The 22,351-nt window shown below is 69.2% G+C and carries 14 protein-coding genes and 1 pseudogene; 8 read left to right on the top strand and 7 right to left on the bottom strand.

The annotated features are described in order from the left end of the window. Positions 1 to 172: 172 nt before the first annotated feature. The 3 genes from PHQ87_RS01060 to PHQ87_RS01050 are packed head-to-tail and all read right to left on the bottom strand — an operon-like array spanning position 173 to position 3,255. On the bottom strand, positions 173 to 1,468 hold the full coding sequence (locus tag PHQ87_RS01060; protein WP_300230311.1) for a mechanosensitive ion channel domain-containing protein: 1,296 nt from the start codon (positions 1,466 to 1,468) through the stop codon (positions 173 to 175). 24 nt (positions 1,469 to 1,492) lie between these two features. Then, on the bottom strand, positions 1,493 to 2,296 hold the full coding sequence (locus PHQ87_RS01055; protein WP_300230309.1) for an enoyl-CoA hydratase: 804 nt from the start codon (positions 2,294 to 2,296) through the stop codon (positions 1,493 to 1,495). Between the two features lie 5 nt (positions 2,297 to 2,301). After that, complete coding sequence (locus PHQ87_RS01050; RefSeq protein ID WP_300230307.1) at positions 2,302 to 3,255, bottom strand: histone deacetylase family protein; 954 nt, start codon at positions 3,253 to 3,255, stop codon at positions 2,302 to 2,304. 29 nt (positions 3,256 to 3,284) lie between these two features. Between PHQ87_RS01050 and PHQ87_RS01045 the strand changes: the two genes are divergently transcribed. Genes PHQ87_RS01045 through mltB form a run of 4 tightly spaced genes read left to right on the top strand, consistent with a single transcriptional unit; the run spans position 3,285 to position 8,339 of the window. Continuing rightward, the gene (locus PHQ87_RS01045) at positions 3,285 to 4,205 is read left to right on the top strand and encodes an AAA family ATPase (protein ID WP_300230305.1); all 921 of its coding nucleotides are present in this window, start codon (positions 3,285 to 3,287) and stop codon (positions 4,203 to 4,205) included. 14 nt (positions 4,206 to 4,219) lie between these two features. Continuing rightward, positions 4,220 to 5,269, top strand: a complete 1,050-nt coding sequence (locus tag PHQ87_RS01040; protein ID WP_300230303.1) for a DUF58 domain-containing protein — start codon at positions 4,220 to 4,222, stop codon at positions 5,267 to 5,269. Then, positions 5,263 to 7,293 (top strand): DUF3488 and transglutaminase-like domain-containing protein, encoded by a 2,031-nt coding sequence (locus tag PHQ87_RS01035; protein ID WP_300230301.1) that lies wholly within the window; start codon positions 5,263 to 5,265, stop codon positions 7,291 to 7,293. Before PHQ87_RS01040 ends, PHQ87_RS01035 begins: the two co-directional genes overlap by 7 nt. Positions 7,294 to 7,334: 41 nt before the next feature. Then, the gene (gene mltB, locus PHQ87_RS01030; RefSeq protein ID WP_300230320.1) at positions 7,335 to 8,339 is read left to right on the top strand and encodes a lytic murein transglycosylase B; all 1,005 of its coding nucleotides are present in this window, start codon (positions 7,335 to 7,337) and stop codon (positions 8,337 to 8,339) included. A gap of 7 nt (positions 8,340 to 8,346) precedes the next feature. On the opposite strand, the gene PHQ87_RS01025 is transcribed toward mltB, so the two are convergent. Genes PHQ87_RS01025 through PHQ87_RS01015 form a run of 3 tightly spaced genes read right to left on the bottom strand, consistent with a single transcriptional unit; the run spans position 8,347 to position 11,585 of the window. Beyond that, the gene (locus PHQ87_RS01025) at positions 8,347 to 9,174 is read right to left on the bottom strand and encodes a transglutaminase family protein (protein WP_300230299.1); all 828 of its coding nucleotides are present in this window, start codon (positions 9,172 to 9,174) and stop codon (positions 8,347 to 8,349) included. Further along, positions 9,171 to 10,133 carry an alpha-E domain-containing protein gene (locus PHQ87_RS01020; protein WP_300230297.1) on the bottom strand — a complete coding sequence of 321 codons (963 nt, stop codon included), beginning with the start codon at positions 10,131 to 10,133 and terminating at the stop codon, positions 9,171 to 9,173. Before PHQ87_RS01020 ends, PHQ87_RS01025 begins: the two co-directional genes overlap by 4 nt. 12 nt (positions 10,134 to 10,145) lie before the next feature. After that, on the bottom strand, positions 10,146 to 11,585 hold the full coding sequence (locus tag PHQ87_RS01015; protein WP_300230295.1) for a circularly permuted type 2 ATP-grasp protein: 1,440 nt from the start codon (positions 11,583 to 11,585) through the stop codon (positions 10,146 to 10,148). A gap of 416 nt (positions 11,586 to 12,001) precedes the next feature. On the opposite strand from PHQ87_RS01015, the gene PHQ87_RS01010 reads away from it, so the two are divergent. The 3 genes from PHQ87_RS01010 (at position 12,002) to PHQ87_RS01000 (ending at position 19,163) form a co-directional block, all read left to right on the top strand. Then, the gene (locus tag PHQ87_RS01010; protein ID WP_300230293.1) at positions 12,002 to 15,508 is read left to right on the top strand and encodes a transglutaminase family protein; all 3,507 of its coding nucleotides are present in this window, start codon (positions 12,002 to 12,004) and stop codon (positions 15,506 to 15,508) included. An 88-nt stretch (positions 15,509 to 15,596) separates the two neighbouring features. Then, positions 15,597 to 18,191, top strand: a complete 2,595-nt coding sequence (locus tag PHQ87_RS01005; RefSeq protein ID WP_300230291.1) for a circularly permuted type 2 ATP-grasp protein — start codon at positions 15,597 to 15,599, stop codon at positions 18,189 to 18,191. Between the two features lie 3 nt (positions 18,192 to 18,194). Then, the gene (locus PHQ87_RS01000) at positions 18,195 to 19,163 is read left to right on the top strand and encodes a transglutaminase family protein (protein WP_300230289.1); all 969 of its coding nucleotides are present in this window, start codon (positions 18,195 to 18,197) and stop codon (positions 19,161 to 19,163) included. 20 nt (positions 19,164 to 19,183) lie between these two features. Here the strand turns inward: PHQ87_RS01000 and PHQ87_RS00995 are convergent, their stop codons facing one another. Beyond that, positions 19,184 to 21,643 carry a DNA internalization-related competence protein ComEC/Rec2 gene (locus PHQ87_RS00995; protein ID WP_300230288.1) on the bottom strand — a complete coding sequence of 820 codons (2,460 nt, stop codon included), beginning with the start codon at positions 21,641 to 21,643 and terminating at the stop codon, positions 19,184 to 19,186. A gap of 207 nt (positions 21,644 to 21,850) precedes the next feature. Between PHQ87_RS00995 and PHQ87_RS00990 the strand changes: the two are divergent. Continuing rightward, positions 21,851 to 22,351, top strand: a pseudogene (locus PHQ87_RS00990) (hypothetical protein); the annotation flags it as partial.

Below are 22,351 nucleotides of genomic sequence, written 5' to 3'. Positions count from 1 at the left end.
GGGGACGATGACCTTCATATGCGGTTGCTCCTCAGGGTTGGGAAATGGAAACGGGTTCGAATGGGGATGCACGGACATTGACGTGCACGTCAATTCGGATTGTATGTGCCCTCTGGCAGGGAAGCCGGGACACCGTCACGGCCACAAAAAAAGAACGATCATTCTTTTTTTATTATACGGCACGCTCATCGGCATTGACCAGGCGCACCGCGTGCTGGTGGCCCGGAATGTCGATCCGGTGCTCGCGCAAGGTCTGCAAGATGGCGAAATTCACGGCGGACCGGAGGCCGCCCCACCCGTTCTCCGGGTCACTGATGTAGAAGGTCAGCGTGAAGCGGATGCCGTCGGCGCCGAAGTCATCGAGCGTGGCGGCCGGAGGTGGCACCGTCAGCACACGCGGCTGGGCGGCCGCACATTGCTCAAGCAGGCGCTTGACCAGATCGACATCACTGTCGTAACCGACCGGCACCGACGTCGTCACGGCCGTCCTGCGGTCGGACTGCGTGAGGTTCTCGACCCGGCTGGTCACCAGGGTATCGTTGGGCACGATGGCTTCGCGCCCCGATCCGGCCCGGATGCGGGTGTAGCGTCCGGTGATGTCGGTGATGCGGCCTTCGAAACCATCGACACGCACGTTGTCGCCGATGCGCACGGCGCGCTCGGCCAGGATGACGAAACCACTGACGTAGTTGGCCGCCAGCTTCTGCAAGCCCAGGCCGATACCGACACCGATCGCCCCGCCCAGTACCGACAAGGCCGTCAGGTCGATGCCGACCGCGTTCATGGCCACCAGCAAGCCGATGAACAGCACGATGGCACGCACCAGCTTGCTGGCCACGCGCTGCAGCGAATGGTCGCGCGCACCGGCCGCGGCCAGCATGCGATCCTCGATGGCGGAAGACAGCCACAAGGTCCCGATCAGCACGGCGCCCGCCGTCAGCAGCCCTTCAAGCAAGGCACGCAGGGTCAGTGTGCTGCCGCCCACCTGCCAGGTCATCGCGTCCAGCTCGGCCAGCAACACCGGCAGCAGACCGGACACCCACAGCACCACCGACATCCAGGCGACCCAGCTGATGCTGCGCTCCAGCACCCGCGCCCAGGGTGCGGCACCGGCGGCCTCCTGCAGCACCTTGGCGCCGACCCGGATGGCCGCCAGCGACACCAGCACGGGCATGGCGATCTGGAACAGGATCAGCGGGCCGACATGCGCGGCCCAGGCCCGGGCCACGTAGGCCAGCACCAGCAGCAGCACGGGGAACAGCGCCCCATCGAAGATGGCCTTGCCGAACAGGATGGAACGGCTCTGTGGCGCCCGCTGGTGCCCGCCCTGCTTCCAGCGCGCACTCAGCGCCCAGGCCAGGACGAGTGCCAGGCCCAGCAGCACCGCCTCCGTCAGCACGCTCTGCTGCATGAAGCCTCGTGCCCAGAGGCCGATGTCGTCAATGGGGCGAGGCAGCGAAGTGGTCATGGCCGGCACGCGCACGCGGCGCGCTCACCCCTTCCAGGCGGGCGGGCGCTTGTCGATGAAGGCCTGGACACCCTCCTGCGCCACGGGGTGCATCATGTTGCAGGCCATGGTCTGGCCGGCCAGTTGGTAGGCCGCCTCCAGACCCGTCTCGCGCTGCCGGTAGAACAGTGCCTTGCCCATGGCGATGGCCTCGCGCGGCTTGCCCAGGATGGCCGCCACCAGGGCCTCGACCTCGGCGTCGAGCCCCTCGGGCGCCACGGTCCGGTTGACCAGGCCCCGGCGCTGTGCCTCGGCGGCGCTGATGAATTCGCCCGTGAGCAGCATCTCCATGGCCTGCTTGGGCCCCATGTTGCGCGACAAGGGCACGCTGGGCGTGGCACAGAACAGGCCGACGTCGATGCCATTGACACCGAACGTGGCCGGCTCGGCCGCCACGGCCAGATCGCACTGCGCCACAAGCTGGCAACCGGCGGCCGTGGCCAGACCCTGCACGCGGGCGATCACGGGCACGGGCAGACGCTGGATCGACAGCATCATGCGCGAGCAGCGTGCGAACAGATCGCGGTAGAAGCCTTCGTCGGGCGTGCTGCGCATTTCCACGAGGTCATGGCCGGCACAGAACGCCTTGCCCTGGGCGGCGATCACGAGCGCGCGCGCGTGTTCGTCGTCACGCACCGCATCAAGCGCCTGCTGCAGCGCGACCAGCATCGCCGTGGACAGCGCGTTGAAGCGGCGCGGCGTGTTGAGCGTGATCCGGTGCACGCCACGCCCGTCGCGCTCGTGCAGGACAATGGGTTCGGCGGGCACCGCCGGTGTGGAAGCATTCATCATCGTCACAACCCCGCCAGCGTCCGGATATGCGCTTCGACACTGCGCCCCAGGGAACTGAGCTCGTAGCCGCCTTCCAGGCAACTGACGATGCGGCCCTTGGCATGGCGGCGTGCCACCTCCATCAGGCGCTCGGTGATCCAGACGTAGTCGGCCTCGACCATGCCGAGCTGGCCCATATCGTCCTCGCGATGGCCGTCGAAACCGGCACTGATGAACAGCATCTGGGGCTTGTGGGCATCCAGCCGGGGCAGCCACATCATGTCCACCATCTCGCGGATATCCATCCCCCGGGTGTAGGCGGGCACCGGCACATTGCACAGGTTGCCTGCGTTGGAATGCTCCCAGGGTGGGTAGAAGGGGTGCTGGTAGATGCTGCACATGAGGATGCGCTCGTCGCCAGCGACGATGTCCTCGGTGCCGTTGCCATGGTGGACATCGAAGTCGATGATCGCCACCCGGCTCAGGCCATGGCGCTCCAGCGCGTACTTGGCCGCCACCGCCACGTTGTTGACAAAGCAAAAACCCATGGCCTTGTCGCGCATGGCGTGGTGTCCCGGTGGGCGCACGGCGCAGAAGGCATTCGTCAGCTCGCCGGCGATCACGGCGTCGGTGGCGTCGATGGCCGCACCGGCGGCGACCTGGATCGCCTCCCAGGAGTGGACGTTGACCGACGTGTCCGGATCGACCAGGAAGTGCGGCGGGCCACCGGCGGCGATGTCCTCGCGCAGGATGTCGCTCAACCCCCGCAGGGCAGCCAGGTGCATGCGGCCATGCGCCAGTTCCATGTCGGCCAACGCAGCGGGCGTGGCATCGCGGTGATCGAGGAAATCCGCCAGACCCGAGGCACGCAGGCGGTCCTCGATGGCGTCCAGGCGCATCGGGCATTCGGGATGCCCCGCCCCCATTTCGTGTCTCCAGCAATCCCTGTGGGTGAAGTATCCGGTGGACAGACCCATGACATTTTTACGGTATGGTTGGCGGCATCATGCATGCCGACCCGAAACTACAAGCTCTGCTGGATCAGCTTAACACGATCATTGTCGGGAAACCGCGCCAGGTGGCCGATTGCGTGGCCTGCCTGTTGGCCGGCGGCCACCTGCTGATCGAGGACGTTCCAGGGGTGGGCAAGACGACCCTGGCCCACGCGCTGGCCACGTCGTTCGGCCTGGGTTTCTCGCGCGTGCAGTTCACGGCCGACCTGATGCCGGGTGATCTCCTGGGCATGTCCGTCTATGAGCGCGGTCGCGAAGCCTTCGTCTTCCACCCCGGCCCGGTGTTTTCGCAGGTGCTGCTGGCCGACGAGATCAACCGCGCCAGCCCCAAGACCCAAAGCGCCCTGCTCGAGGCCATGGAGGAAAGGCAGGTCAGCGTCGAGGGCCAGACGCGACCGCTGCCTGAGCCGTTTTTCGTGATCGCGACCCAGAACCCGCAGGACCAGTTGGGGACCTTTGCGCTGCCCGAATCCCAGTTGGACCGCTTCCATATGCGGCTGTCGCTGGGCTACCCCGACCGCGCGGCCGAGCGCGCACTGTTGCGCGGCCAGGACCGTCGCGACATGCTCGACACCCTGCGGCCGGTGCTGGACGTGCAGGCGCTGCGCCACCTGCAGGCGGCCGTGGCGGCCGTGCACACGGCGGACCCGGTGCTCGATTACCTGCAGGATCTGATCCAGGCCACCCGCTCGGGCCGCTGGTTCGTGCAGGGGCTGTCGCCGCGCGCGGCGCTGGCCGTGCTGCGTGCCGCCAGGGCCCAGGCCTTCCTGCAGGGACGCGACTATGTGGCGCCGGACGACATCGCCGACATCCTGCCGCAGACCGTGGCACACCGGCTGGTGCCCGTGGCCGACGCCGGCCGGGGATCGGCCGAGCAGGTGCTGGCCATGCTCGACGCCGTCCCCCTGCCCTGACGGCCCTGCGCATCATGCCCCTCGCACCCGACCTGTCTGCGCTGCCACCACCGTCTCCGCCACCGCCCGGCGCAACGCCGGCGGGTGCCCGGTCAGCGGGCCGTCTGCGTGCGAGGCTGCGGCACTGGTTCCACAGCCGCCTGCCACGCACCGATACCCTGGCGCTGACACAGCGCAACGTCTACATCCTGCCGACCCGCGCCGGTGCCATGCTGGCCCTGACGCTGGTGCTGCTGCTCGTGGCCAGCATCAACTACCAGCTCAACCTGGGCTATCTGCTGACCTTCCTGCTGGCCGGCTGTGCGGCCATGGGCATGCACGTGAGTCACGCCAACCTGCGCGGCCTGTCGCTGCACCTGACACCGCCGGCGCCGGTGCATGCCGGCACCGCCGTGCAGCTGGAGATCCGGCTGGCCAACCCGGGGCGTCAGACGCGCTACGGCATCGGTCTGTCCCTGGACGACACGGGGCACGGCCAGCCACCCGCCTGGACCGACGTGCCGGGCCAGGGCAACGCCACCGTCCATGTGGCCTGGCAGGTACCCTCACGAGGCTGGCACCCGGTGCCGGTCCTGAGCGCCAGCACCCGGTTCCCCCTGGGCACCTTCCGGGTATGGACCGTCTGGCGACCGGCCACCCGGCTGCTGGCCTACCCCGCCATCGAAACCCATCCGCCCCCCCTGCCACCGGGCGAGCCCCAGCCAGGCCACGCCGGCACCCCGGTCACCCGCAACGCGGGCGAGTTCGACGGCGTGCGCACCTACCGGCGAGGTGATCCCCTGCATGCGGTGGTGTGGAAGAAGGCCGCCCAGGCCATGGCCGCCGGACGCGATGATCTGGTCAGCCGTGATACCTCGGGCAGCCAGCGCGCGCTGCTCTGGCTGGACTACGCGAGCTGCGGTGCACCCGACCCGGAGAGCCGGCTCTCGCGCCTGACCGCCTGGGTACTGCAGGCGGATCGACTGGACCTGGCCTACGGCCTGCGCCTGCCCGGCCATCAGATTGCACCGGACCGGGGCGCCGCCCACCGCAGCCGCTGCCTGGAGGCACTGGCCACATGCTGACCCTGGGCCGTGCCTTGCGCGGAGGCACCCTCCCCCGCGACACACGCGACACCCTGTTCCTGCTGCTGGTGATCGGCTGGGTGCTGGCGCTGCAGAGCGGCAACATCCCGTTGTGGTGCTCGCTGATGGCCGGCGGCGTGCTGGTCTGGCGTGCCACCATCGCCTGGCGCAACCAGCCCCTGCCCCGCTGGCCGTGGCGGCTGGGCCTGCTGACTGCCGCACTGGGTGCCACCTGGGTCTCGCACCACACCTGGCTGGGCCAGGACGCCGGGGTGACACTGGTGGTGGTGCTGCTGGCGCTCAAGACGCTGGAGATGCGGGCGCGGCGCGACGCCTTCGTGATCTTTTTTCTCGCCTTCTTCGCGCTGCTCACCCGCTTTTTCTATTCGCAATCGCTGCCGACCGCTGCCGGCATCCTGCTGGCGCTGCTCGGGCTGCTGACGGCGCTGGTCAACGCACACATGCCGGTGGGGCGCCCGCCGCTGCGCCAGTCCGCCTGGATCGCCACGCGCATGGCCCTGCTCGGCGCGCCGGTGATGCTGGTGCTGTTTCTGCTGTTCCCGCGCATGGCGCCGCTGTGGGGCGTGCCCGGTCAGGACCCGGCGGGCAAGACCGGCCTGTCCGGTGAAATGCAGGTGGGACAGGTCGCGCAACTGGCGGTGGACGATGGCATCGCCATGCGCATCCGCTTCGACGATCCGATCCCCCCCATGGCCAGCCTGTACTTCCGCGGCCCGGTGCTCAGCGAATTCGACGGCACGCTCTGGCGGCCGCGACAGCCCGAATTCTCGCCGCGCGCGGTGGCCCTGGCCGAGCTGGAGCCCCGGGGCCAGGCCATCGACTACGAGGTCACCCTGGAGCCGAGCCAGCGTCCCTGGCTGGTCTTGCTGGACGCCGTGTCCGAGGCGCCGCAGGTGCCGCGCGGGCGCGCCTTCATGACGCCCGAGCTGCAATGGCTGTATGTCCGTCCGGTCAGCGAGCTGATGCGCTTTCGTGCCCGCAGCCATCTGGACTTCCGGCACGGTCCGCGACAGGCCACGGACGCGCTGCAGGCCTATGTGCACCTGCCGCCGGGCTTCAATCCACGCACCGCCGAGCTGGCGCGTGCCATGCGCCAGGAGTACGGCACGGACGACGGGGCCTCAGCCCGGCTCGTCGAGGCCGCCCTGCAGCGCCTGCGCACCGGCGGCTACGCCTACACGCTCGACCCGGGTGTGTACGGCCGGCACACGGCCGACGAGTTCTGGTTCGACCGCAAGCAGGGTTTCTGCGAACACATCGCCAGCAGTTTCGTGATCCTGATGCGGGCCATGGGCATACCGGCCCGGCTGGTGACCGGCTACCAGGGCGGCGAACTCAACGGCGTGGACGGTTATTGGGTGGTCCGCCAGCGCGACGCCCACGCCTGGGCCGAGGTGTGGCAGGCCGGCGAGGGCTGGGTTCGCATCGACCCCACCGGCGCGGTGGCACCGGCCCGGCTGGGCAGCCTGAGCCGGCTCGCAGCCCCCGAAGGCGCCATCGCCAGCACCCTGCGCAACCTCAACCCGACGCTGGTGGCACAACTGCGCAACGTCTGGGAGGCCGTCAACAACCGCTGGAACCAGTGGGTGCTCAACTACACACAGGAGCGGCAACTGGACCTCCTGCGCCACCTGGGCTTCTCGTCGCCCGACTGGACCGATCTGGCCGTGGCGCTGGGCATGGTCGCGGCCCTGGCCGGCCTCGGTGGTGCACTGTGGTTGCGGTGGGAGCGGCAGCAGCACGACCCCTGGCTGCGACTGCTGCAACGTGTCCACCGCCGCCTGCGGCGGCTGGGCCTGCCGGCCCATGTGCGTGCCACCCCGCGCGGCCTGATGCAAGGTGCCGCCGACCAGTGGGGCGACACCCCGTTCACCCGGGCGCTGGGCGATTGGCTGCTGCAACTCGAACGGCAGCGCTACGGCGAACCGCGCCGGACACCGTCCTTGACTACACTGCGCAAGCAGTACCGGCAATTGCCCTGGCCCCACCCGAGACGACCGTGAACCCTCTGCTTCGACGACTGATTTGCACCGCCACCCTGGCCATGGCGCCCTGGACCGCCACCGCCCAGGCTGTCCCGGCGGGGAACGGGGCCGGCAACCCCTATGCCGACCACCCCGCGGCCATGGCCTTCGCCGATGACCTGGCCGAACGCCGGGGACTGGACAGGGCCTGGGTGCGCCAGCAGCTCGGCCAGGCGGTGCGGCTGGAGCGCGTCATCCAGCTGGTGCTGCCGCCGCCCACCAGCCAGCCGAAGAACTGGGCCGCCTACCGGGCCCGCTTCATCGAGCCCCGGCGCATTCAGGCCGGGCTGCAGTTCTGGCGGACGCACCGCAGCGCCCTGGCCCGGGCCGAAACCGACTATGGTGTGCCGGCCAGCCTCATTGTGGGCGTCATCGGCGTGGAAACCTTCTATGGGCGCCACCTGGGCCAGTTCCGCGTGATCGACGCGCTGACCACCCTGGCCCTGGACTTTCCGGCCGCCCATCCGCGCGCCGACACCCGCCGCGCCTACTTCCAGGGCGAACTGGAGCAGCTCCTGAGCCTGGCCTACCGTGCCGGCATCGACCCGGCCACGCTCCGCGGCAGCTACGCGGGCGCGATGGGCTGGCCCCAGTTCATGCCCAGCAGTTGGGTCAAGTACGCGGTGGATTTCAACGGCGACGGCCGCACCGACCTGTTCGGTTCCCCGGAGGATGCCATCGGCTCGGTGGCGAACTACTTCCGGCAGTTCGGCTGGCAACCGGGCATGCCCACGCATTTTCCGGTCGGCATCGATCCGGCACGCACCGACCTGGCCACCCTGCTGGCACCCGATATCCTGCCCACCTTCGACGTCGACGGCTTGACCGCCCGGGGCGCTCGCCTGGCCGGCGACGCCCTGCGGCATACCGGCAAGCTGGCCCTGGTTGAACTGGAGAACGGCAGCGAGCCCCGCTCGTACGTCGTGGGCACCGAGAACTTCTATGTCGTGACGCGCTACAACTGGAGCAGCTATTACGCGATGGCCGTCATCGAGCTGGGGCAGGCCATCGAAGCGCTGTTGTGAACCGCACTCAGGCCACGGGGCCGATCGTGACCGTCACCGCCATCGACTCGCTGCCGCCGCCACGCCGCACCCCCTTGATCGGCGGACAGGCGGTGTAGTCGCTGGCCGCCGCGAGCCGGATGTGACGTTCATCGATGAGGCAGCGGTGTGTCACGTCCAGGCTCACCCAGCGCGCCGCCGCGACGTCGATGCAGACATCGGCCCAGGCGTGGCTGGCCAGCCCGGGTTCGCTGGCCGTGTGGAAATAGCCACTGACATAGCGCGCCGGCCAGCCGAGGCTGCGACACACCGCCACCATCACATGCGCCTGGTCCTGGCACACGCCCAGCCCCCAGTCGAAGGCTTCGAGCGCTGTGGTCTCGACCGCGGTGCGGCCGGGCTGGTAACGCACCTGATCGGCGACCGCCGAGGCCAGCCGGACCAACCCGGCCACCGACGGTGACGCGTTGTCGGCGGCCATTTCGGGCAACTGCTGCCGGGCCCATGCCGCCAGGCGCGGGTGTGACTCGGCGTGGGCCGTCGGGCGGCGGTAGAACAACGGATGTGGCAGCCCCGGCTGATCCTCGAATTCGGCAACGCCATGGGTCTGCACCACCCCTTCGGCGATGACGCTGAGCTCACGCAGGTTGTGTTCGGGCCGTGCCACCAGGCTGAATGCGTGGACATGGTTGCCCAGGCAATCGGGCTGTGCCACCACCGCCGCGGGGGCACGGATACACCAGTCGAGCACCGTCTGACAAGCGCCCGACGCGGGCCACAGATGCAGGGCCTGCACGGAATACCGCAATGGCTCGGTGTAGTGATAGCGGGTGGTGTGGCGGACGTGAAGCTTCACGAGGTGGGGACAAGAAAATCCTGGCTGATCCGACCGCCCAATTCATTGACGCGGTCGAGAAACTGGGTCAGGAAAGCATGCAGCCCGGTGGCCAGGATTTCATCGATGCGCGCGTACTGCAGGTCGGCCCTGAGCTTGCCGGCCCGCCGCAGCGTCTCATGCGAATGGTCGTTGGCCACGGCATGGAGATTGTTCACCAGTTCGTTCAGACTGGCCGCCAGGCTGCGTGGCATGTCGGGTCGCACGATCAGCAATTCGGCCACCCGCTCGGGCGTGATGACATCGCGGTACACCTTGCGATAGACCTCGAACGCCGAGACCGAACGCAGGATCGCGCTCCAGTGGTAGAAGTCGTATTCCTGATCCTGTTCGCTGGCGGTGCCGAAGAAATCGCTGTGCACGGCATGGAACTTGACATCGAGCAAGCGCGCCGTGTTGTCGGCGCGCTCCAGGAAGGTGCCCATGCGGTAGAAGTGGAAGGATTCATCCTGCAGCATGGTACCGATGGCCACACCACGCGAGAGGTGCGAGCGGAACTTGACCCACTCGAAGAACTCGCCCGGATCGCGCTCGAAGTTGCGCCCCCGCAGCATGCGGTTGAGCTCGAGCCAGGTCTGGTTCTGCGTCTCCCACAGCTCGGTCGTCAACGCGCCGCGCACGGCGCGGGCGTTCTCGCGCGCGGCACGCAGACACGACACGATGCTCGACGGGTTGTTCTCGTCGCGCACCATGAAATCCAGGACGTTGCGCGCATGGATGGCGTCATCGCCATACCTGGCGCGAAACGCCGGCAGCAGCTCGCTGATCGACAGCAGGCCCTGCCAGCCCAGCTGTGCCACGGCCGTGGATTGCGGCAGCAGCGAAGTCTGGTAGTTGACATCGAGCATGCGCGCGGTGTTCTCGGCCCGCTCGGTGTAGCGGGACATCCAGAAAAGATGGTCGGCGGTACGCGAAAGCATGTCGTGTCTTTCTCAGTTTTCCAGAATCCAGGTGTCCTTGGTACCACCGCCCTGCGACGAATTGACGACCAGCGAGCCTTCCTTGAGGGCCACACGTGTGAGGCCGCCGGGCACCATCTGCACCTCCTTGCCCGAGAGCACGAAAGGCCGCAGGTCGATGTGGCGCGGCGCGATGCCGCTGTTGACGAAGGTCGGGCAGGTCGACAGCGACAGCGTCGGCTGGGCGATGTAGCGCTCCGGGTGGGCAGCCACGAGCTTGGCGAATGCGTCGATCTCGGCCCGCGTCGAGGCCGGCCCGACCAGCATGCCGTAGCCGCCGGCGCCATGCACCTCCTTGACCACCAGCTCGTCGATGTGGGCCAGGATGTACTTGAGGTCTTCCGGCTGGCGGCCCATGAAGGTGGGTACGTTGTTCAGGATGGGTTTCTGCCCGAGGTAGAACTCGATCATCTTGGGCACATAGGGGTAGATCGACTTGTCGTCGGCCACGCCCGTGCCCACGGCGTTGCAGATGGTGACGTTGCCGCTGCGGTACACGCCCAGCAGGCCGGCGCAACCCAGGGTGGAATCGGGCCGGAACGCCAGCGGGTCAAGAAAGTCGTCGTCAACGCGGCGGTAGATCACGTCCACACGGCGCGGGCCACGCGTGGTGCGCATGTAGACGAAGTTGTCCTTGACGAACAGGTCCTGCCCCTCGACCAGTTCCACACCCATCTGCTGGGCCAGGAAGGCGTGCTCGAAGTAGGCGCTGTTGTACATGCCGGGCGTGAGCACCACCACGGTCGGCTCGGCCGTGGTCGCCGGGCTGACCGCGCGCAGGGTTTCCAGCAGCAGGTCGGGGTAATGCGCCACGGGCGCGACGCGGTTCTCGGTGAACAGCTCCGGGAACAGCCGCATCATCATCTTGCGGTCCTCAAGCATGTAGGACACGCCGGAGGGCACGCGCAGGTTGTCCTCCAGCACGTAGTACTCGCCCTCGCCCTGGGCATTGGGCGCGCGCACGATGTCGATGCCCGAGATGTGCGAATAGATATTGCCGGGTACATCCACACCCATCATCTCGGGGCGGAACTGCGCGTTCTGGAACACCTGGTCGGCCGGTATCACACCCGCGCGGATGATCTCCTGCTCGTGGTAGACGTCGTGGATGAAGCGGTTGAGTGCCGCCACACGCTGCACCAGCCCCTCCTGCATCCGTTTCCACTCGTGGGCCGGGATGATGCGCGGGATCAGGTCGAACGGAATCAGCCGCTCGGTGCCGGCGCCGTCCTCGTCCTTGGCGCCGTAGACCGCGAAGGTGATGCCGACGCGGCGGAAGATCATCTCCGCCTCTTCGCGACGCGATGCCATGACCTCATCGGGTTGCTGGGCCAGCCACCGTGCGTAGTTCAGGTAATGGGCCCGCACCTCGTCGGGAGAGGCGTTCATTTCGTCATACATCGGTCGGCTCATGGGCTATTTCTCCTGCCCCCCAGAATAGCAAGGAGCGGGCCAATGTTCACCCGCCGGGGTCCGGTCCGGCGCCCTTGTCCGCCACAGGCGCACCCGCATGGTGCCGGACGCCGTGCACGGCGTCCCGGTGGCAAGGCATGCCGGATGGCTCGCTGCCGCACCACGTCGGGGCGGCGCCACCCAGCGCATGTTCCGTGCACTGTACCGCCCGGCACCGCCGGCGTGCCGGACGATGCACCTCCACGGTGCACTACCGGTCGCGGCGCGCCAGGTGGCAGTGCCCACGGCGGACACATCGGGCGCCGCGCGACCGCGAGGCGTGGCGCAGGACTTGCTTGATTTCGTCGAACGCGCGCGGCGGCCCGCCCTGGCCACGTTCCCATTGTTTGTGACGCCCTGTTGAAAGTGACCCCCGCATGGCCATCCATGTCGCCCTGAGCCACATCACGCACTATCGGTACGACCGCCCGGTCAAACTCGGTCCGCAGGTGGTCCGCCTGCGCCCGGCGCCACACAGCCGCACCAAGGTGCTGTCCTTCTCGCAGACGATCGGGCCGGCGGGCCATTTCATCAACTGGCAACAGGATCCGTTCGCCAACTACCAGGCGCGCCTGGTCTTCCCCGAGCCGACCACCGAGTTCAAGCTCACCATCGACCTGGTGGTCGAGATGGCGGTCTACAACCCCTTCGACTTCTTCCTCGAACCACGCGCCGAGACATTCCCGTTCACCTACGCTGAGGCCCAGCGGCAGGAGCTGGCGCCCTACCTCGCCACAGCGCCGGTGACGCCCCTGGTCCGGGACTATCTGGCGCAGATCGACCGCAGCGAGCAGCGCACCATCGACTTTCTGGTCGGCATCAACCAGAAGCTCTGGAAAGACATCGCCTACACCATCCGCATGGAGCCGGGCGTGCAGACGCCGGAGGACACCCTCACGCTCAGGAGCGGCTCCTGCCGCGACTCGGGCTGGCTGCTGGTGCAACTGCTGCGCCACCTGGGCCTGGCCGCGCGCTTCGTCTCGGGCTACCTGATCCAGCTCGCCCCCGATGTGAAATCCCTCGACGGCCCCAGTGGCCCCGACAAGGATTTCACCGACCTGCACGCCTGGTGCGAAGTGTTCCTGCCCGGTGCCGGCTGGATCGGGCTGGACCCGACCTCGGGCCTGCTGGCCGGTGAAGGCCACATTCCCCTCGCCTGCACGCCGCAACCCTCCAGCGCCGCGCCGGTGGAAGGCGGTGTGGACCCGTGCGAGGTCGCGTTCAGCCACGAGATGAAGGTCACGCGGATCCACGAATCGCCGCGCGTGACCAGGCCCTACACCGATGACCAGTGGGCCGAGGTGCTCAAACTCGGCGAGCAGGTGGACGCCGATCTGGTGAAGGGCGACGTGCGCCTGACCCAGGGTGGCGAGCCCACCTACGTGGCCATCAGCGACCGCGATGCCGCCGAATGGAACACCGACGCCCTGGGTCCGACCAAACGCGGCTACGCCACCGCGCTGCTGGGCCGCCTGCGCGAACGCTACGGTGAGGGCGGCTTCGTGCACATGGGACAGGGCAAGTGGTACCCGGGCGAGCAACTGCCACGCTGGGCCCTCTCGTTGTTCTGGCGCACCGACGGCGAACCTTGCTGGCACAACCCCGCGCTGCTGGCGGACGAGCGCGACGAGGCCCGCTACACCGCCGACGACGCACAGCGCTTCACGCAGGCACTGGCGCGCCGTCTGGGCCTGTCCCCGCAGTACATCACGCCCGGCTACGAAGACACCTGGTACTACCTCTGGCGCGAGCGCCGGCTGCCGGTCAACGTCGATCCGTTCGACAGCAGGCTCGACGACGAGCTGGAGCGCCAGCGCCTGCGCCGCGTCTTCGGCCAGGGGCTGGACAGCGTCATCGGCTACGTGCTGCCGTTGCAGGCCTCGGGCCATGGTCCGCTGTCGGGCAGCGGCAAGAGCGCCCACCACCGCGTCAGCGGCACGATCTGGTCCACAGGCCCCTGGTTCTTCCGCGACGAACGGATGTACCTGATCCCCGGCGATTCGCCCATGGGCTACCGGCTGCCGCTGGACGCCCTGCCCTGGGTGTCCATGGGCGACTACCCCTACCACATCGAGCAGGACCCGCACAGCGAGCGCGACCCGCTGCCCACCGGTGCGGCGCTGCGCCACCAGGTGCATCCGCACGCCGTGGGCGGCGGCTTTGCCGAAGGCGGCACCGTCTCGCTGCAGGACACCGACGGGTTCGACGAACAGGGACCGGACAGCGAGATCGAGGTTCACGGCCAGCCGCACCTGGTCTCGGCCCCGGCGCAGCCCCCGTCCGCCCGCTTTCCCCAGCGCGGCGAATCCGCCGCCTGGCTGACCCGCACCGCCCTGGTGGTCGAGTCGCGCGACCCGCATCGCGCCAACGGCCCCAGGGCCGAGCAGGCCGGCGGTGGCAAGAGCCAGCATCTGTATGTCTTCATGCCGCCGATGCAGCGGCTGGAGGACTACCTCGACCTGCTCTGTGCGGTCGAGGACACGGCCGAGCGCCTGGGCGTGAAGATCGTGCTCGAAGGCTACCCGCCACCGCGCGATCCGCGCCTGAAGATGCTGCAGGTCACCCCCGACCCCGGCGTGATCGAGGTCAACATCCACCCCAGCAGCAGTTTTGCCGAACTGGTCGAGCGCACCGAGTTCCTCTACGAAGCCGCGCACCAGACGCGGCTGTGTGCCGAGAAGTTCATGACCGACGGCCGCCACACCGGCACCGGCGGCGGCAACCACTTCGTGCTCGGCGGGGACACGCCGTCCGATTCGCCCTTTCTGCGCAAGCCCGAGCTGCTGGGCAGCCTGATCGCCTACTGGCACAACCACCCCTCGCTGTCCTACCTGTTCAGCGGCCTGTTCATCGGCCCGACCAGCCAGGCGCCCCGGGTGGACGAGGCCCGCAATGACCAGCTCTACGAACTGGAAATCGCGCTCAACCAGATCGAGCAGAACCGCCAGCGCCACGGGCAGGACATGCCGCCCTGGCTGGTCGACCGCACGCTGCGCAACATCCTGATCGACGTCACCGGCAACACGCACCGCAGCGAGTTCTGCATCGACAAGCTCTACTCGCCCGACTCGGCCACCGGGCGCCTCGGCCTGCTGGAGCTGCGTGCCTTCGAGATGCCGCCGCACGCCCGCATGAGCATCGCGCAGCAGTTGCTGCTGCGCGCCCTGATCGCGCGCTTCTGGCAGCAGCCCTGGCGCGGCAAGCTCACCCGCTGGGGCACCGAGCTGCACGACCGCTTCATGTTGCCGACCTTCATCCGCATGGACTTCGAGGACGTGCTGGCCGACCTGGCCAACGTCGGCTACCGCTTCGACATGGCCTGGTTCGAACCGCACTTCGAGTTCCGCTTCCCGCTGGTCGGCCAGGTGGCCGCGCGCGGTATCGAGCTCACGCTGCGCAACGCACTCGAGCCCTGGCACGTGATGGGCGAGGAAGGGGCCGCCGGCGGCACGGTGCGCTACGTCGACTCGTCGCTGGAGCGCATCGAGGTGCGCGTCAGCGGCTACAACGACAGCCGCTACGTCATCACTTGCAACGGCCGCGCCCTGCCCCTGCAGCCCACCGGCACCGCGGGCGAACACGTGGCCGGCGTGCGCTACAAGGCCTGGAATCCGCCGAGTTCGCTGCATCCCTCCATCGGCGTGCACGTGCCGCTGACCTTCGACATCGTCGACACCTGGATGAACAAGTCGCTCGGCGGCTGCCAGTACCACGTCGCCCACCCGGGCGGCCGCAACTACGACAGCTTCCCGGTCAACGCCTATGAGGCCGAGAGCCGCCGCCTTTCGCGCTTCTTCCAGATGGGCCATACGGCGGGCACGATGGTGGTGCCCGCGCCCACCCCGAGCCGGGAATTCCCGTTCACCCTGGACCTGCGCCAGTGACGGCAGACACATGACTGTGAAGGATGCAACGAGCCGGCCCCCATCCGAAACGCCCTCAAAAGACGCCCAGCGGGCATACTCCAGGCCCGTGAACCCAGAAGAATCCAGAGACTCCCTGTTCGACGGACTCAGTCCGGAATCCCCCGCGGACTGGGCCCTGTCGTGGTCGGTGCGGGCAGATGCCGGGCACCGCGACGAGCTGCGCGACAGCGCCGATCCCAACGCCCTGGCACCCCACTGGCACCGCTTCTTCGGACACGTGGGCACCGACGGTCTGTCCGACCTGAACCGCCGCGCCGAGAACCTGCAGCGCCAGATCCGCGACAACGGCGTCACCTACAACGTCTACGCCGACGCCGCCGGTGGCCTGCAGCGCCCCTGGGCACTCGACCTGTTTCCCATGATCGTGGCGCCGCAGGATTGGGCCGTGATCGAGGCCGGCGTGCTGCAGCGCGCGCGCCTGCTCAATGGCATGATGGCCGACCTCTACGGCCCGCAGGAGCTGCTGCACCGTGCCCTGCTGCCGACCGCGCTGGTCCAGGGCCACCCCGGCTACCTGCGTGCCATGAAGGGTGTGACGCCGCCAGGCAACACCTGGCTGCACATCGTCGCCTTTGACCTCGCGCACAGTCCCGATGGTCGCTGGTGGGTGGTGGGCCAACGCACCCAGGCCCCGTCGGGCCTGGGTTACCTGCTCGAAAACCGCCTCGCCATCGCGCGCCAGTTCCCCAAGGCCTTTGCCGGCCTGAAGGTGCAGCGCCTGGCCGCAAGCTACCGCGCGCTGATGGACGGCATCAAGGCCCTGGCCCCCGAGGGCGAAGACGCGCGCATCGCGCTGCTCACGCCGGGACCGTACAACGAGACCTACTTCGAACACGCCTACCTGGCGCGCTACCTGGGCCTGACCCTGGTCGAAGGCAGCGATCTGACAGTGCGCGACCAGCGCCTGTACCTCAAGACGCTCAAGGGACTGGAACCGGTCCACGCGCTGATCAAGCGTGTGGACGACCCGTGGCTGGACCCGCTGGAGCTGCGCGCCGACTCCAGCCTGGGCGTGCCGGGGCTGCTGCAGGTGCTGCGCGCGGGCAACCTGCTGCTGGCCAACGCACCGGGGTCGGCACCGCTGGAATCGAGCGCGCTGCTGGGCTTCCTGCCCGCCATCAGCCAGCACCTGCTCGGCGAGGAGCTGACGCTGCCCTCGCTGGCTACCTGGTGGTGTGGCGAAGACGCCGCGCTGCGCGAGGTGCTGCCCATGCTCGGCAGCAGCGTGATCCGGCCCACCTACCCCGGCTCCGGTCTGGAGACGTCCATCGGTCAGAGCCTGAGCCCGCGCGAGCTCGACGAATGGTCCGGCCGCATGGTGCGCCACCCGGACGACTACACCGTGCAGTCCTGGTTGCCGCTGTCCCAGACCCCGACCTGGACCGGCGAGCGCCTGGTGCCGCGCTCGGCCATGCTGCGCGTGTTCGCACTCGCCAACGGGCCACAGAGCTGGCGCGTGCTGCCGGGCGGTCTGGTGCGCCTGGCCCCGCGTGGCCAGCTGATGGCCACGATGCAGCGCGGCGGCTCCAGCGCCGACTGCTGGGTGCTCACCGATGGCGAGGTCGACACCACCAGCCTGCTGCAGACGCAACCGAGCACCCTGGCCCTGGCGCACAAGAAAAGTCCGGTCACCAGCCGCGCGGCCGAGAACCTGTTCTGGCTCGGCCGCTACACCGAGCGCGCCGAAAACACCGTGCGGCTGGCCCGCATCGTGCTCGACCATCTCGGGGGCGAGGAACCCAGTTCGCGCGCCCTGCTCGCCTGGCTCTCGGCCACCGCACGCGAGAACGCCCTGGTGCTGCCCGACGTGCCGGGCGCCGACCAGGCCGCGCGCGTGTTCGCGCGCTCGCTGATGGCTGGCCTGGCGCCCGCGCCCGGTTCGCCCCTGGCGGGCCAGAGCTACAGTGTGGGTCACAACCTGCGCGCGCTCAAGAGCGCCGCCGCGCAGGTGCGCGACCGGCTCTCACCCGAGCACTGGAACCTGATCGAACACGCCGAGGCCAGCTTCGCGCAGGACTGTGCGGCCATGGCGGCCGACGCCGAGTACGGCACAGCCGAGGCCATGGCCGCGCTCTCCGCGGTGAGCGAACGGCTGGCCGCCATCACCGGCGCCCAGACCGACCGCATGGTGCGCGACAACGGCTGGCGGCTGCTGTCCGTGGGGCGCCACATCGAGCGGCTCATCACGCTCTCGCGCGCGCTCTCGCTCGGGCTGGAGCACCACTGCATGGAAGACCCCGCGGGCTTCGAGGCGGTGGTCGCGCTGTTCGACAGCACCATCACCTTCCACGCCCAGTACCAGCAGCGGCGCGACATGGTGGCACTGATCGACCTGCTGGTGATGGACCGCGACAACCCCCGTTCCATCGCCTGGGTGGTGCAGACCCTGCGCGCGCGCCTGGCCAAGCTGTCACAGAGCGCCACGCCGCAGGACGCCGTGCTGGCCCAGGGTCTGCCCGACCCCGACCTGTGGGTGCTGACCGAGCTGTGCAGCCGGCAGCGCGAGGCGCAGGGCATGCGCTACGGCACCCTCGCCGTTCTGCTCAACGGATGCGAGGCCGCAGCGGCCGACCTGTCCGACGAGATCACACGGCTGCACTTCAACCACGCCGACCGCAAGACGCAGAGCGTCGGCATCTGAGCCATGGACCTGCGCATTCTGCACACCACCACCTACCGCTACCAGGGCAGCGTGGACCTGGCGCAGCACGTGGTGCATCTCTCGCCGGTGGACACGGCCACGCAGACCGTGCAGTCGCACGCGCTGACCATCAGCCCTGAGCCCGCCACACGCAGCCAGGCCATCGACGCCTTCGGCAACCTGCGCACCTTCTTCTCGCTGCAGACACCGCACGACACGCTCACCGTCACGGCCGACAGCCGGGTGGCCACCCGGGTGCCCGCGCCGCTGCCCGATGAGCCGGCCTGGCAGGCCCACACCTGGGAGGCTGTGCGCGACCATTTCCACTACCGCGCCCGGGCGCCCTACGACCCCGCCAGCGAGTTCCTGTTCGCCTCGTCCCACGTGCCGCGCGATGACACCTTCATCGCCTTCGCTCGACCTGCCTTCGCCAGCGGCCTGCCGATGCTGGTGGCGGTTCAGGCCCTCATGGAACGCATCCACCACGAGCTCACCTACGAAACCGCCAGCACCGAGGTCAATACGCCCGCGCTGGTCGCGCTCGCGCAGGGCAAGGGTGTGTGCCAGGACTTCGCCCACATCATGACCGGCTGCCTGCGCAGCCTGGGCCTGCCGGCGCGGTATGTCAGCGGCTATCTGCTCACCCGGCCGCCACCCGGCCAGCCGCGCCTGATCGGTGCCGACGCCTCGCACGCCTGGGTCTCGGTCTATGTGCCCCTGCCGCCAGGCACCGGGGCGCAGGCCGGCGGCAGGGCGGCCACCGGCGCCTGGTTCGACTTCGACCCGACCAACAACCGCTGTGGCTGGGGCAGCCCCGGCGAAGATTACGTCGCCCTGGCCACCGGGCGCGACTTCGCCGACGTCTCGCCCATGCGCGGCGTGATCCAGGGCGGCGCCCGCCACACGCTGGAGGTCGCTGTCACGGTGGCGCCGCCCGACGAACTGGACGCACTGCAAAGTCCGCCCCGGTAACGGGCCCTCGGCTACCCCGCTCAGGGCATCTCCCGGGACAACGCCGATGCGCTGGCCGTCGGCGGGCCTTCGTCGTCGGCACCGGCAGGGTGCCAGCGCCAGTAGCGCCGGTCCTCGTCGCGCCAGCAACGCACGGCGTCCGGCGCCTCGCTGCGCCAGATCGCCATGCCGCAGTCGGGCGAAACCACCCACGGAATGCCACGCTGGCGGTAGCGCGCGAGCACGGTGGGCGAGGGGTGGCCGAAGTGGTTGCGGTAGCCCGCCTGAATGATGATGTGGCGTGGCTGCAAGACGTTGAGCCATGCCGGCGTGGAGGAGGTCTTGCTGCCGTGGTGCGGCGCCACCCACAGGCTGGCGCGGTCCCCGGGCCGGCCCATGGCCAGGCGCACCTCGCCCTCGGCATCGATGTCGCCCGTGAGCCAGGCGCTTTCACGTCCCCCCGCGTGCGTGATGCGCAGCACGCAGGACATGGCGTTGTCGTCCAGCAGGGCTTCCCCCCGTGGGCCGTAGTCCTGGGGCCAAGGGTTCAGGATGTCGAAGCGCACGCCGTCCCAGACCCAGTGCTGTCCGGCCACACAGCGCCGCTCCGGCTCCTCGGCGAACGGCGCCAGCCAGCGCGCTTGCGGCTGGGCGGCGGCAATGGCCGGCATACCACCTGCGTGGTCGCTGTCACCGTGGCTGATCACCACCGCATCCAGCCGCTCGCCCAGCACACGCAGCAAGGGCACGATGATGCGCTCGCCCGCATTGCGGTCCTCGCCCTGCCCGGGTCCGGTGTCGAACAACAGGCTGTGGTGGCCGGTGCGCACCAGGATGGCACTGCCCTGGCCGACGTCGATGGCCATCACCTCGAACTCGCCCGCCGGCGGGCGCGGCGGCGCCCACCACAGCACCGGCCAGACCAGCAACAGACCGGCCGAACGCAGCACCCAGGGCCAGCGCTGCACCAGCAGGACGCCACCGGCCACGGCCACCGCCGCCAGCGACCAGGGTGCCATCGGACGCTCGAACACCGCCCAAGGCCAGGCTGCCATGAGCGCCAGCACCTGCGTCATCCCGTGAACGGCCCAGGCGGCGACGGTCCAGACCGGCGACCAGAGAACGCCCAGGAACGCCAGCGGCGTGACCAGCACGGTGACCCAGGGAACCGCCAGCAAGTTGGCCAGCAGGCCCACCAGAGACACCTGGGCAAACAGCAACAAGGTCAGCGGTGCCAGCGCCAGCGTGATCACCGCCTGCTCGGCCAGTTGGCGGCGCATGGCCGTCATGGCCCGCCGCCACAGGGGCGATGCCGTACCCTGGGCCATGGCGCGGCCGGGGTCGGCGGCAAACAGGATGCCGACGGCGACGAAACTGAGCCAGAAGCCCGGTTGCATCAGGGCCAGCGGGTCCAGCAGCAACACCACCGCCATGGCGGCCAGCCAGGTCACCGGCCAGGGCCAGTGCCGCCCCTGCAGGCGCAGGCCCATCACCACTGCCAGCATCAGCAAGGTGCGCTGCGCCGGCACCCCCCAGCCAGCGAACAGCGCATAGGCCGTGGCCAGCGCGATGCCACCCAGCGCCGACGCCCGTGGCAGCGGCAGCACCATCAACGCCACCGGCCAACGGCGCCCGGCCCGGCGCCAGCCCCCGCCCACCAGATGCACCGCCAGCCAGGCGAACATGGTCACGTGCAGGCCCGAGATGCTCATGAGGTGCGCCACGCCGGTGATGCGGAACAGCTCCCAGTCGGCACGCCCGATCGCACTCTGATCACCCACCACCAGGGCGGCCAGCACGCCCGCCTGGCGCGCATCGGGCACGCGCGCGGCGATGCGTTCACCCACGGCCTGACGGGCCGCGTCGATGGCATGCCAGGCCGTGCTGCCCAGGCGCTGCGGCACCGGCCACTGGCGCCCCGTGGCCACCGTGCCACTGGCCCCCAGGCCGTTTTCCCACAGCCAGCGCTCACGGTCGAAACCATGCGGATTGAGCACCCCGTGCGCTCGCTTCAGGCGCACCGGCAGGCGCCAGCGCTCGCCCGGGCGCACCACCGGTGGTGCCTGGGTGCCCGGCCGGCGCGGCGGGTACCAACCCAGCAACAGGCGCGAGGGCAGGTGCACCACCTGGCCATCGAGGCGGCCGGATTCCGCGGCGAATTCGAAGCGCTGGAAGCCGTCCTCGCCGCGCTGCGGGAGACTGGCCACCCGGCCCGTGACCTCCAGCACCGCCCCTTCAAGCGCCGGCGACAGCCCGTCGGCCGCCTGGGCCACGGCCCTGGCACCGGCCCAGCCCGCACCCGCCAGCGCACCGCACAGCAGCCACGCGCCCGCCCGCGGCACACCCCAGCGGTCCGGATGCCGACGGCCCGACCAGGCGGCCACCAGCCCCGTCAGCACGGCCAGCACCAGCCCGCCGTGGTAGGCCCCTGCAGGCCACAGGGCCGCCTGTTGCAACTGGGCGGCCACGCCGGCCACCCAGCCCAGCAACCAGGGCGTCATCGGCCCCCCGTCCGTGCCGGGCAGACACCGGCGCCCGCATGCCCGAACAGGTCACGGTGCGCATGCCGTTGCCCACGCCATCCCCGGTGTCGCCACCACACCGTCATCGTACTGGCCCCTCCCATCTGCCCGTGGTTGCAGGGGGCCCTGTCGCTCCCCCGCCGAAGCGCCAGCATCATCGTGCGAGGCACCGGTACCAGCAACCCCATGACGGTGGACGATGGGGCACTGGCTGGTCACGGCATTTCACCTGCGCCACACCTGCCCATGGCGATATGCACCCATGATCCCCGGGCCAATCGTTCCGCCTTGCAGACCCCCGCCGAGCCCACAGGATCGCATCAGGCCAACCCCATCGCTGCGGCCCTGAAAGCGGCCATGGGCTCGGCTGTACTGGGCACGGCTCTGAGCCTGTCGGCACCGTCCATGGCCCTCGCCCAAAACGTCGTCTGCGTCACCAACCCTCCGGGTTCTTCTTCTGGCACCGGTGTAACCGGTAACGGAAACTTCGCTTGCGGTAACAGCGCCGGCAACAGTGTCTCGGGCTTCAACAACAACGCGGTCGGCCGCAGCAGCGGCAACGACGTCACCGGCGACCGCAACTCCGCCAGCGGGGTCAATGCCGGCAACACCATCTCCGGCAGCAACAACTCCGCCAGCGGGGTCTACTCCGGCAACACCGTCACTGGCAACAACAACACCGCCAGC

The organism is Hydrogenophaga sp. (assembly GCF_028698005.1).
GTDB lineage: Bacteria > Pseudomonadota > Gammaproteobacteria > Burkholderiales > Burkholderiaceae_C > Hydrogenophaga.
This window is presented reverse-complemented; position numbering and strand designations above follow the sequence as displayed.

Bases quoted from the DNA above. Each gene is read 5' to 3' on its own strand.
- PHQ87_RS01035 (WP_300230301.1), top strand. From the start codon at position 5,263: ATGCTGACCCTGGGCCGTGCCTTGCGCGGAGGCACCCTCCCCCGCGAC.
- PHQ87_RS01050 (WP_300230307.1), bottom strand. From the start codon at position 3,255: ATGGGTCTGTCCACCGGATACTTCACCCACAGGGATTGCTGGAGACAC.
- PHQ87_RS01055 (WP_300230309.1), bottom strand. From the start codon at position 2,296: ATGAATGCTTCCACACCGGCGGTGCCCGCCGAACCCATTGTCCTGCAC.
- PHQ87_RS01010 (WP_300230293.1), top strand. From the start codon at position 12,002: ATGGCCATCCATGTCGCCCTGAGCCACATCACGCACTATCGGTACGAC.
- PHQ87_RS01000 (WP_300230289.1), top strand. From the start codon at position 18,195: ATGGACCTGCGCATTCTGCACACCACCACCTACCGCTACCAGGGCAGC.
- PHQ87_RS01015 (WP_300230295.1), bottom strand. From the start codon at position 11,585: ATGAGCCGACCGATGTATGACGAAATGAACGCCTCTCCCGACGAGGTG.
- mltB (WP_300230320.1), top strand. From the start codon at position 7,335: ATGGCGCCCTGGACCGCCACCGCCCAGGCTGTCCCGGCGGGGAACGGG.
- PHQ87_RS01060 (WP_300230311.1), bottom strand. From the start codon at position 1,468: ATGACCACTTCGCTGCCTCGCCCCATTGACGACATCGGCCTCTGGGCA.
- PHQ87_RS01020 (WP_300230297.1), bottom strand. From the start codon at position 10,133: ATGCTTTCGCGTACCGCCGACCATCTTTTCTGGATGTCCCGCTACACC.
- PHQ87_RS00995 (WP_300230288.1), bottom strand. From the start codon at position 21,643: ATGACGCCCTGGTTGCTGGGCTGGGTGGCCGGCGTGGCCGCCCAGTTG.
- PHQ87_RS01040 (WP_300230303.1), top strand. From the start codon at position 4,220: ATGCCCCTCGCACCCGACCTGTCTGCGCTGCCACCACCGTCTCCGCCA.
- PHQ87_RS01045 (WP_300230305.1), top strand. From the start codon at position 3,285: ATGCATGCCGACCCGAAACTACAAGCTCTGCTGGATCAGCTTAACACG.